This window comes from Ensifer sp. ENS09 (assembly GCF_014852425.1).
Lineage (GTDB): Bacteria > Pseudomonadota > Alphaproteobacteria > Rhizobiales > Rhizobiaceae > Ensifer.
On sequence record NZ_JACVBP010000004.1, the window covers coordinates 472,084 to 484,117 of the forward strand.

The following is a 12,034-nucleotide window of genomic DNA, read 5'->3' on the forward strand; positions in this document are numbered from 1 at the left end:
GATTTTGCCTATTGCGCCGCCAGCACCTCCATGCGCCCGGTCGCTGTGCGGGCCGAAAGCTGCGGCCGGTACATGTCCTCGACGGTTGCGGCCGGATGATCGTAGGTGCCCGGTGTTACCGCGCGCACGACATAGGCGAGCGTAACTTCGCGGCCGGATCCGATGCTGCGGTCGAGTGCTGCGACGAAGCGGTCGTTGCGGAATTCCGTGTGGGTCGCGGTGATTTCACCGAGCCACTCGAGATTGCTGAGCTGTGCGCTGTCGACGAGGCTCGGATTGTCGATCTGGAAACCGGCCGGCAGAAGGTCGGTAACCAGCACGCGCGACGGCCAATCGTTGGCTTCCGTGACCTTCAGCACGACGACGTAGCGTTCGTTCTGCCGCGCTTCCATGACGTTCGCCTCGGCACCGTCGAGCGTGTAGTAGGTGCGCTCGATGGTGAAGCCGTCACCGCCGGCCGAAAGCGGTTGGGCTGGGGCGGCCACCGTGGTGACCACGGCCGAGACCGGATCTGCCCCCTGGTTGCGGATCACCACCGGATGGGTGATGAGCGCGTCGCCCGTCATCTGGGCGGCATAGCTGCCGGTCTTCGATGCGCCGTTGACGTCGAGCGCCATGTCCTCGTCGCCATTCTGGATGGCGCGGGCGGCAAGCAGCATCCAGGCCTGTTCCTGGGTGCTGGTATAGGTCTTCTGTTCCCATTCGCGGGCGACCATTTTCGACAGCTCCGGAACGATCGGCGGGACCGGTCGGCTTTCGGCCGCGAGCGCCAGTACTGCCGCGCCGTCACGCAGCGACGAGCCGTAGTCGGAGCGCGACAGGCTGACATTGACGAGACCCGTCGACATGTTCGCCGCGTTGGCAAACGTGTCCTGCGCCCCTTGAGCATCGCCATACAGCGAAAGCGCTGCGGCGATATGGGCCTTGGCGAGCGGCGTCGGGAAGTCGTTGATCAGCGTGTTAGCGTAATAGCGAAGATCGTTGATCGCCGCCTTGCGATTGCGGGCAAGCACGTAGAGCGCATAGGCGATCTCGTTGCCGCGATCCTTGGCATTGGTGTCGTAACTGACGCCGTTCTGCAGGTTTTCGAGCGCCTGAACCATCGCGGCCTCCGGCACGTCGTATTTCTGCTCGCGGGCCCGGGTCAGGAAATCGGTGACATAGGCGTCGAGCCACAGGTCGCCGTAGCCCGGCCCCCAAAGGCCGAAGCTGCCCGACGAGGACTGGTTGGAGAGCACGCGGTAGATTGCCTCCTGTACCCGTTTCGTCACGCCCTCGTCGTCGGCAAGTCCTGACTGCTTGGCGAGCTCGCTCAGGTAGAGCAACGGCAGCGCGCGGCTGGTCGTCTGCTCCGTGCAGCCGTAGGGATAGCGGTCGAGCGTCATCAGCAGCGCCGGCATGTCGAAGGCGGCGGAGCGGGTGACGCTGAGGTTGACCGAGGCGCCCTGCAGGATGCTGTCGGCGAGCAACTGCCCGTCGACCGTCAGGCTGCTTCCCGGCGCGATCGATACCACCCGCCGCTCAGTCACCGGCAGGGTTGCCGGACGCACGAGCAGGTCGAGCGACTGCTCGAGCGAAAGGCCGTTGGCGCCGGTCAGTGCCACTGTGACGACGCCGCTGCCGGGATATTGCCCGACCACCGGCAAGATGATCGAGGAGCGGCCGCCCTGGTCCAGAGTGACGGTGCTGCCCGTGCCCGGTTGCTCGACGGTCGCTTGGCCGCTGGTCGTCACATGGATCTGGTAGTCGCCGGCTGGTGCGTCGGTGTTGGCGATATCGAGCCTGAGGTCCGACCGGTCTCCGGGTGCCAGGAACCGCGGCAGGCTGGCTGTGACGACGACCGGATCGCGGATCACCACGTCGCGCGTGGCGTGGCCTACACCGGATTTCGTCCAGGCGAGGGCCATCAGCCGCGCCGTACCGTTGAACTGCGGAATGTCGAAGCTAACCGTTGCCTTGCCGTCGCCGTCGAGCTGAACCGGCCCTTCGAAGAAGGCGACCAGCTTTTCCGTGGGCGGGCTGCCCTGAAGTGCCACCTGGCCGCCGTCGCCGCCGGTGCGCAGTTTTCCGGTCGCGCCAAGCGAGCCGTCAATCAGGCGGCCGTAGAGGTCGCGGATTTCAAGGCCGAGTTGGCGCTGTCCGAAATACCAGGATTCGGGGTTCGGCGGCTCGTAGCGGGTGAGGTTGAGGATGCCGACGTCGACGGCGGCGATCGTCACATAGGCTTCTTCATTGGCGCCGGCACCGGCAACCTGAAGGCTGATATCGAGCGGCTGGCGCGGCTCCATCTTCTCGGGCGCACCGAGCGTGACGGCAAGTACGCGATCGGCCGGATCGACCGAAAGCCACTTGATGCCGATGGCGCGCATCGGCATGCGGCTTTCCTGGGCGTCGCCTGGCCGATAGAGCGTGGCCGTGACATAGGCCCCGGCGCCCCAGGCGTCGGTGACCGGCAGCTCGACTTCGCCGCCCTCCGCGGCAATCGATGCCGTCTGCGTCGTGATCAGGTTCTCGGTACCGACGGTCACCAGCAGCTCACCGGCAAAACGCGGCGAGACCTTGAGCTTGGCCGTGTCGCCGACTGCGTATTTCTCCTTGTCGAGCGCGATTTCCAAGCCGTCAGGCGTTTCCGTCGAGGTGGCGGCAACGTACCAGCCGGCGTCGAATTCGAGGCTCGAGGTCGGGCCATCGACCGCGGCCGTCTCGACTTCCAGGCGATACCGCCCCCAACCGACGGGCACGGAGATGTCGCCGCCGTCTTCCGTCAGATCGACGCTGCCGTTGGCCACCTGCTTGGTGGTGACGACGGGTTCGTACTTCCAGGCGCTGCCGTCGCGGTACCAGTGATAGTTCCGCTCGACGCTGATCAGCTTCCAGAGGACCCCGGGCATGGCGAGCTTGGCACCGGCCGGATCGACGGCGATGATGCGGAACTTGCCGACCGAGTTCTCAGCCAGTTCGCCTTCGAATTCCGGCTTGATGCCGAGCATTGGGCCTTCGGCGCGCACCGGCAGTTTCAGCGAGCGCTCGACGGCGCGGCCACCGGCTTCGCGCATGCGAACGGTCACCGTGGCATTAAGCAACTGCGTGGTCGAGGGGACTTCGTCGATGAGGACGTCGAAGCTGGATTTGCCTTCCTCGTCGAGCGACGAAAGCTCTTCGAGCGGCAGGCGCGTGTCTTCACTAGCCTCTTCATCGGCGAGACCGAAGGAATAGCCCTTGAAGGCGGCATTTTCGCGCGTCGGCTTGATCGTCACTTCGCCTTCGAGTTCGAGCCCGGCAGCCGGCGCGCCATAGAGATAGCGCCCGTCGACCGCCACACTCGCCGTCTCGCCGACAGCGATTTCCTTGGCGTCGCTGGTGAGGTCGAATTCGGTGCGATCCGGCACGAAGTCATCGATCAGGAACTGCTTCTCGCCGATCGCAGGCGACTTCGGATCGGTGAAGATCTGCATCGTCCAGGTGCCGCGCATGGCGTTTGCCTGGGTGTCGAGTTCGAGTGTATGGCCTCCAAGCTTGCCACCGGCGCTGGTCATGCGGCGGTATTCGACACCATCCGGGCGGAGGAAGACGAAGGTGAGCGGCAGGTTTTCGATCGCCATGCCGTCGACGTCACGGGCAAGCGCTGCCGCATGCACGGTTTCGCCGGCGCGGTAGATGCCGCGTTCGGTCCAGGCGAGAATGTCGATGGCGCCGGGCGCCGCGCGTCCGGTGACGCCGCGGTCGGAAAGGTCGAAGCCGGCGCGGCTCATGTCGAGGAAGACGTAATCGTCTTCGCCCTTCTTGGCCGTGATCACCGCAGGCGTCAGGCCGGCCGTGCCACGGATCAGGCCGGCGGTGAAGGTGACGCGGCCGTCGTCATCGCTCACGGCCGTGCCGAGGATCTCGTTGTTCTTGGCGACGAGCTGCAGTTCTACGCCTTCGATCGGCTCGGCTGTGGCAAGCGAACGCACGAAGACGTTCAACCCGTCGGTGCCGGCATAGGTGGAGATGCCGATATCGGAAACGACGAACCACTGTGTCGCGCGCGCGTCCCATTCCTGGCTGACGCCGGTTGTCGGCGCGGCGGTGAGCACATAGACGCCGGGTTTGCGCTGGGGCAGCGCCTCGTCGACCGGGAAGCTGGTGACAACCTCCTTGTTGACGTCACGCTCGATATCGATCGAGCCCTGCCAGACGAGTTCGCCGATCTCATCCTCGATGCGCTGGGCGCTGTAGCCATCGAGCTGCGTCAGGAACTGCGAGCTCTGCAGCACCTGGGCGATGCTGCGGTCGCCGACGCGGTAGAGTTTCAGCTTGGCGCTGTCGGTGTTGACGGAGACGAGCGGGATGCCGCGGCGCGCGGTCGACGGCAGCACGAAGCTGTCGCCGGTGAAGCGCACCATCTGCGCACGGTCAGCGACATAGATATCGAGGGTCACGGGCGCTTCGAGCACTTCGTCGACGGTGGAAGGCAGGCCGGTGCGAACGGTCAGCTTGTAGCGTTCGCCATGCGAAAGGCCCTCGATGCAGATCTGGTCGCCCTTGGCCTCAAGCGCCTTTGGCGCAGCACCATTGACGGTGACGAACGAGGCATAGTCGGCGCCGCTCTTTAGAAGCTGCTCGGAGAACTGCACGCAGGCGCGCGGCGTCGCAGCGTCGGAATCGATCGTATGTTCGACGACGCGGAAGCCCTTGCGCTGCTTGAGGTCGAGATAGGCCGCCTCGACCGATTTCGCCTTCACCAATTCGAGGCTCGCTTTGTAGGCGTTCAATGCGGCGCGGAAATTCTCGGCGCCTTCCAGCGATTTCGCCATGACGGCGAGCGCATGCGCACGGCTCTCGGTGGTGCGGGTGAGTTCATAGCCGTTGATCGCGGCGATGGCCGCCTGGATCGATACGCTTGAATTGTTGGTGATGCGGTTCGCGGTGCGCGCCGCCTCCAGCCAGAGTTCGCCGTCATCCGGATTGATCGCCAGCGCGCCCTGGAAGGCCTTCAACGCATTCTCGATATTGCCCATGCCGGCCTGACCGCGCGCCATGTCGATGAGCGTATTGACGCCCATGCCCTGTTGGTCGTCGGCGAGCGCCAGATTGGCCTTGGTGTTGCGGGCGTCCTGCAGCAGTTGATCCGACAGGAAATTCAGGCGCGGCGGTGCGCCGATATCGGCTTGTGTGGCTTGCGGCTGCACGACCTTGCCGGCAATCGCGCCGGGGAAAGTGTTGAGCTGGTTATAATCGGACTTGAGGAAGCACCACTTGACCTTGGGATTGTAGGTGAACGCGCGGCAGGACTGGTCCGCGATGCATGTCTGCTGGCATTCGTCGAGCGAGACGTTCTGTTCGGTCCTGAGGTCGAAACCGAAATAGTCGCCGTCCTTGGTGATCTCGATCTGCCGTCCACTCTCCTGGGCAACGGCGGGTACGCCGGCGGTCACAAGCGACAGGAAAAGGGTGGAAAGGCCGAAAAACGCGCGCACAGACATCAAGTCCTCCCAACGCTGCCGGTCTCGATAGAGGCTTCACTTTTCAGGCTTCCGCCCCGCTTGTCAACTGAAGAGCAGTCGACGTGCGGCGCAATTTCAGCGGGAGCACTGCTGTGAAAGATCGAACATCGATCCGGAATGAAACACGATAAAACGATATGTAAATCAAACTATTATGATGGTCGGCCAAAGCCACGGGAAAACCGCGCCGCTAGCCTCGTTGGTCTCTCAGGAAGACGGTCAGCGAGCGACCGGCGTCGAGGATATGGTCACGCGTCAAGGCGCTGGCTCGCTCCGCGTCGCGAGCAATGCAGGCATCCAGTATCGCCTTGTGTTCGCGGCGCGCGCGCGCAACGCCCGAGGTCAGCGTCAGCTGCGCCCGCAGGTAACGGTCGATGCGATCGAGCGAGGCGCGGACAATCTGCAGGTAATAGGGGCGACGGGCTGCCTCGTAGAGGCTGTAGTGGAAATTGCGGTTGATTTCGCCCCAGCGGTCGGAATTTTCCTCCCGCTCGAACTCCTCGCAATGCTGGCGTGCAAGATCGAGTGTGCGGCGGTCGAGATTGGGTATCGCAAGCCGAATGACCTCCGCCTCGATGAGCGCGCGGAACTCGAAGATCTCCTCGATTTCCTCGATCGAGAGGCCGGCGACGACGGAACCCTTGTAGCGCTCCGTGGTGATCAGCCCATGCTGCTCCAGCCGCGAAAGCGCCTCGCGCACTGGAATGCGGCTGGTGTTGAACATCTGGGCGATGTGGTCCTGACGCAGGTTCTCGCCCTCGGCGAGGTCACCTTCGATGATCGCCTTGCGCAGGGCCTCATAGACGATATCGGCGGCGGAGGCGGCTTGCCTGACATCGACGGCGTCGAGTTTCATCGTGTTCAAAATCCTGCTGGCCGAACCGTGAGGGCTCGGCGAATTCGGAAGCGTTTTCGCGCGCTTGGCCAATGGTCATAGGTCCAATTCAGGCGCCGGGCAACAGACGCGTTCGGTTCTCGCAGTAAATTCGAATATTTCAGATTGTATATTGGATCCAATGTTTCTATGACTGTTTTCGCCGGGCGGGCGCGGACGCGCTATCATCTCCGGCGAAGAGCGGAGCGTAGCCAGTGCGAAAGCATGGCGCGCCCGGGTGGCGCCCGTCCACCAGCACCGAAGGAGAAGGGGCATGCGCAGCAGCAAGGTCGTTCACATCGTTTCCTGCCACGCGGAAGGGGAAGTCGGCGACGTCATCGTCGGCGGCGTCGCGCCGCCGCCCGGAAACACGCTCTGGGAACAGCGCCGCTTCATTGCCGAAGATCAGACGCTGCGCAATTTCGTGCTCAACGAGCCGCGCGGCGGCGTCTTCCGCCACATCAACCTGCTTGTGCCGCCGAAGGACCCGCGCGCGACGATGGGCTTCATCATCATGGAGCCCGAAGATACCCCACCGATGTCGGGGTCCAACTCGATCTGCGTTTCGACCGTCCTGCTCGACAGCGGCATCGTGCCGATGCAGGAGCCGGAAACGCGCATGGTGCTGGAAGCGCCGGGCGGGTTGGTCAACGTCGTTGCTGAGTGCCGTAACGGCAAAGCCGAGCGCATCACCGTCACCAACGTGCCGTCCTTTGCCGACAAGCTGGACGCCAAGCTCGAGGTTGAGGGTCTGGGCACGTTGACCGTCGATACCGCCTACGGCGGCGATAGCTTCGTCATCACCGACGCCCGCGCTCTTGGTTTCTCGGTGACGCCGGACGAGGCGCGCGAACTTGCCGAAACCGGCATCAAGATCACCCGCGCGGCCAACGAACAGCTCGGCTTCACCCATCCGGAAAATCCGGAATGGGCCCACATTTCCTTCTGCCAGCTGACGCTGCCGGTCGAAGAGAAGGACGGCGTTCTGCATGGTCGCAACACGGTCGTCATCCAGCCGGCCAAGCTCGACCGCTCGCCGACCGGTACCGGCTGCTCGGCGCGCATGGCGGTGCTGCACGCGCGCGGGCTGATGAAGGTCGGCCAGCGCTTCAACGGTCACTCGATCATCGATTCGACCTTCAATTGCCGCATCGTCGGCGAAACCACCGTCGGCGGACGCCCGGCGATCGTGCCTGAAATCTCCGGCCGTGCCTGGATCACCGGCACCCACCAGGTGATGCTCGACCCGGCCGATCCGTGGCCGGCCGGCTACCGTCTCGCCGATACCTGGCCGCGAAAGCAGTAAGGCCTGACCTTGCGGGCCGCCTTGTGCGGCCCGTACCTTTCCGCCCAGTCCTTTGGATGGTTCCGCTGGTTCAGTCTTCCTTGATGATCCGGGTTGTGCCGACCCAGAGTTCGCGGGCCGGTCCCGCGCCGACATTGCGGGCGCGGTGGGGCAGCGAGGCGGGGAAGTGCAGCGTGTCGCCAGCCTTCAGCAGGTATTCCCTGCCGTCGATCTCGTAAAGCATCTCGCCGTCGATCAGGTAGAGGAAATCCTCGCCCTCGTGGCTGGTCAGTTCCGACGCATAGCCCGGCGGCATATGGGTGATGCAGCCATTGAGCGCAGCGCCCGGAAAGCCGCGCTCGATCAGTTCGTAGACGCGTTCTTTCGTTTCGACATTGTAGCCGGGGCGTTCGCCGGCATGCGAGACCATCGAATGCGAATGCTGCGGCGGCTGCGACAGGAAGGTATCGACGCTGGTGCCGAGCGCGTTGGCGACGTTGTAAAGCGAGATCAGCGACGGGGTGGAAATGCCGCGCTCGATCTGGCTGATGAAGCCCTCCGTCAGCCCGGCCTCGCGCGCCACGTCCTTCATGGTCTTGCCGATTTCCTTGCGGCGGGCTCTGAGCATTTGCCCGAGCGAGGCGGGTGTCGAGGCTTCGGGGAGGGAGGCGCCTTCATGGGCTTCGAGCGCCTCTTCGATCTTCAGGGGCATGACTTTCTTTCCGCTTGACTCACGTCTATCGATGTACTTTAGTCCAACTAAAGTTGGCTCGGCAAGCCGATCAGATCGCGTGCCAGCCTTCTTGAAAAGGGGAACTACAAGAACGTCTTCGCGGCAATCCGTCGGCGGCAAAAAACACTAAGAAAAATTGGATCCAATATCCAATAAACGTGTTTGGCGCACGATCGATGACGGCTGCGGTCAAAAGGAGGAGTGAGATGAAACGTATATTGCCTATTCTGCTCGGCACGACGCTGGGTCTGCTTGCGGCCACCTCGGCCTTTGCGATCGAGCGCGGCGGCGCAATGACCTTCGCGCGCTACGACGACTCGACCGTCATCGATCCCGTTTACGCCGACCGCAATCCCGATCTCTGGATGGTCAATGGTCTCTACGAGACGCTGCTGCGCAACGGTCCTGACGGTTCGATCGTGCCGGGTCTCGCCGAGGGTCACGAGGTTTCGGCCGACGGCAAGACCATCACCCTTGCTCTCAGAAACGGGCTCAAGTTCTCCGACGGCTCGGACCTGACCGGCGCGGACGTCGTCTTCTCGCTCGACCGGGCGCGCAATGCCGAACTCGGCCCCTGGGCCGGGCTGCTCGGCGCGGTCGACAAGGTCACGACCGATGGCAACAAGATCACCGTGTCGCTGAAGAACCCCGACCCGACGATCATCTCGATCCTTGCGACTTTCAACACCGGTATCATGCCGAAGGCGGCCTTCGAAAAGGCGGCAGGTGCCACCGACCAGGAAAAGGCGCGGGCCTTCTTCTCGGCCGGTCCGGTGACATCTGGCCCCTTCGTGATGAAGAGCCATGTGCAGGGCTCGAGCATGAGCTTCGAGCGCAACCCGAACTACTGGCGCCAGGGCGAAGACGGCAAGCCGCTGCCCTATCTCGACCGAGTGGAATTCCTCGTCATTCCTGACGATGCGACCCGTATCCTCAAGCTGCAGGCCGGCGAGGTCGATGCCGCCGAGTTCATTCCGTTTGCCCGCGTCGGCGAACTCGGTGCCGATCCGAACCTGAAGATGGAGCTCTTCCCCTCGACCCGCATCGTCTACGCGCCGATCAACACGCGCGAGACGACGAAGGACGGATCGAAGAACCCGCTTGCCGACGCCAAGGTGCGCCAGGCGCTGAACTATGCGACCGACAAGAGCGTGCTGATCAAGCTCGTGACCTTCGATACGGGTAAGCCGATGACCTCGCTGATGTCGGCGGCGACGCAGCTTCACTATGGCCCCGAGCCGCTCTATCCCTATGATCCGGAAAAGGCCAAGCAGCTGCTGGCGGAAGCCGGTCTCAGCGGCGGCTTCGAGGTGAAGCTTACCACGCTTGCCGGCAGCGCCGACGATGCGACGCTTTTTACCGCACTCCAGCAGATGTGGGCGCCGCTCGGTGTCAACCTCAAGGTCGAGCAGGTCGACAACCCGACCCGCGGCGAGAAGAACCGGTCCGGCGACTTCGACATCCATACCTACGGTTGGGCGAACGACGTCAACGATCCGGCGCAGGTGACCGGCTGGCTCGGCTACTATAAGCAGCGCCAGGCCGTCGGCACCGGCTGGAACAACCAGGAATTCAACACGCTGTTCGAGGCCTCCAACGTCGAGACCGATCCGGCCAAGCGCAAGGACGAATACAAGCGCATGCAGGAGATCTACGCGGCGGAAGCGCCGCTGCTCTTCCTGTTCGAAACGCCCTTTGCCGTCGCCGTGTCGAAGTCGATCGAAGGCTACGTCCAGACGCCGCTCGGCGCCAACGACTTCTCTGAAGCCTGGCGCGCCGACTGATAGCGGAACGATCCGAGAGAGCCGGGCGGCAAGCCGCCCGGTTTTCCGTTGAAGGTTGGAACCATGCCCTCACTTTCCTATCTCGTGGCACGGCTGCTGCAGATCATCCCGACGTTCCTGTTGGTAATGATCTTCATCTTCCTGCTCGTGCGCATGCTGCCGGGTGACCCGGCGATCGCCATGGCCGAGGCCAAGGCGACCGACGCCCAGCTTGAACAGATCCGGCACAATCTCGGTCTCGACCAGCCGCTGCCGATGCAGTTCCTCGTCTTTGTCAAGAACACGCTGACCGGCGATCTCGGCCGTTCGATCATGCTGAAGGCGCCGGTCACCGAGGTTATTCTCAGCCGGCTGCCGACGACGATATTCCTGGCGCTCTATTCGGTCGTGCTCGCGGTCTTGCTTGCCGGTCCACTCGCCTTTCTCGCGGCATCGCGCGTCAACAGTCCGGTCGATGTCGCCATCCGTGGCGTCTTTCAGGTCGGCCTGTCCATGCCCGTCTTCTATATCGGGCTCTTGCTTTTGACCGTGCTTGCGGCGCAGCTGCGCTGGTTTCCGGTCGGCGGCTACGGCAAGAGCTTTCTTGCCAACCTCTACCACCTGATCCTGCCCGCACTCAGCGTCGCGCTCTATACCTCGGCGATCATCCTGCGCAATCTCCGGGCCTCTCTGATCGAGGTGCTCGACGCGGAATACGTGCAATTCGCCCGTGCCAAGGGCCTGTCGCCGCGCATCATCATGACCCGGCATGTGCTGCGCAATGCGCTGGTCTCGACGGTGACGCTGCTCGGCCTTTCGATCGGCAACCTGATGAGCGGCACCTTGGTGACTGAGACGGTCTTTGCCATTCCCGGTGTCGGACGGCTGATGCTGGAGGCGATCTTTGCCCGCGACTATCCGCTGATCCAGGGCCTTACGCTCACCTTTGCCGTGCTCGTCTCCGTCGTCTTCCTTTTGACGGATGTCGTGCAATCCTGGCTCGATCCGAGGCTTCGCCAATCATGACGGTTCTGACGCAATCCCATGCGCGGACGCGGGGGCGGCTGACCGCCTTTCTGGCGCGTGCTTTCGCCCGCCCGTCCTTCGTGATCGGCATCGCCATTCTCGGCCTGTCGCTGGCCTTTGCGCTGTTTCCTCAGCTCTTTGCGCCCTATGATCCGCTGGCCTTCGATCTGCAGGCGATCCAACAGGGACCAAGCCTTGCGCATCCCTTCGGCACCGACAATTTCGGCCGAGACGTGCTTTCGCGCGTCATCTGGGCCTATCGGGTCGATATGCAGATGGCCTTCTTCGCGACGATCTTCGCGCTCCTGATCGGGCTCACCGTCGGCGCGTTCGTCGGCTATTACGGCGGTATCGCCGACGTGATCTTCGGCCGTTGCGTCGATGCGATCATCACCTTTCCGTTCCTGGTGCTGGTGATCGCGATCGTCGCCGTCCTCGGCCCCGGTCTCGTCAACATGTATGTGGCGATCACGGCGGTGAACTGGGTCTATTACGCCCGGCTGACGCGCGCAGAAATCATGGCGCAGAAGGCCAACGACTATGCCGCCGCCGGCCGGGTGCTCGGCTATTCCGATCGCCGCATCATCTTCCGCCACCTGCTCCCGAACGCGATCTCGCCGATCCTCGTCTACTGGATGACCGACATGGCGCTCGCGATCCTGCTCGGCTCGTCGCTCGGCTATCTCGGCCTCGGCGCGCAGCCGCCGGCCGCCGAATGGGGTGTCCTGATCGCCGAGGGCCGCAACTTCCTGATGACGGCCTGGTGGATGAGCCTGATGCCGGGCATCGCCATCGTTCTGACCGGGCTCGGCTTCAGCCTCGTCGGCGACGCGCTTGCCGATCTGCTTCGACCGAAGGGACGCTGAG

The 12,034-nt window shown here is 63.6% G+C and carries 7 protein-coding genes; 4 read left to right on the forward strand and 3 right to left on the reverse strand.

Going from position 1 to position 12,034, the window contains the following annotated elements:
• Nucleotides 1-8: 8 nt before the first annotated feature.
• Together IB267_RS22530 and IB267_RS22535 are read right to left on the reverse strand one after the other, a co-directional pair.
• Nucleotides 9-5,459, reverse strand: coding sequence for an alpha-2-macroglobulin family protein (locus IB267_RS22530; RefSeq protein WP_192450026.1), 5,451 nt, complete (start codon nt 5,457-5,459; stop codon nt 9-11).
• Nucleotides 5,460-5,676: 217 nt separating this feature from the next.
• Entirely contained in the window at nt 5,677-6,342 is a 666-nt protein-coding gene (locus tag IB267_RS22535; RefSeq protein ID WP_192449657.1) for a GntR family transcriptional regulator, read from the reverse strand.
• A 292-nt stretch (nt 6,343-6,634) separates the two neighbouring features.
• On the opposite strand from IB267_RS22535, the gene IB267_RS22540 reads away from it, so the two are divergent.
• Nucleotides 6,635-7,666, forward strand: a complete 1,032-nt coding sequence (locus IB267_RS22540) for a proline racemase family protein (RefSeq protein WP_192449658.1) — start codon at nt 6,635-6,637, stop codon at nt 7,664-7,666.
• Between the two features lie 70 nt (nt 7,667-7,736).
• On the opposite strand, the gene IB267_RS22545 is transcribed toward IB267_RS22540, so the two are convergent.
• Nucleotides 7,737-8,357, reverse strand: a complete 621-nt coding sequence (locus tag IB267_RS22545) for a helix-turn-helix domain-containing protein (RefSeq protein ID WP_192449659.1) — start codon at nt 8,355-8,357, stop codon at nt 7,737-7,739.
• A 227-nt stretch (nt 8,358-8,584) separates the two neighbouring features.
• Between IB267_RS22545 and IB267_RS22550 the strand changes: the two genes are divergently transcribed.
• From IB267_RS22550 to IB267_RS22560, 3 genes are all read left to right on the forward strand, one after another.
• Nucleotides 8,585-10,162 (forward strand): ABC transporter substrate-binding protein, encoded by a 1,578-nt coding sequence (locus IB267_RS22550; protein ID WP_192449660.1) that lies wholly within the window; start codon nt 8,585-8,587, stop codon nt 10,160-10,162.
• A 63-nt stretch (nt 10,163-10,225) separates the two neighbouring features.
• Nucleotides 10,226-11,167 (forward strand): ABC transporter permease, encoded by a 942-nt coding sequence (locus IB267_RS22555; RefSeq protein WP_192449661.1) that lies wholly within the window; start codon nt 10,226-10,228, stop codon nt 11,165-11,167.
• Complete coding sequence (locus IB267_RS22560; protein WP_192449662.1) at nt 11,164-12,033, forward strand: ABC transporter permease; 870 nt, start codon at nt 11,164-11,166, stop codon at nt 12,031-12,033. Before IB267_RS22555 ends, IB267_RS22560 begins: the two co-directional genes overlap by 4 nt.
• The last annotated feature ends 1 nt before the right edge of the window (nt 12,034 follow it).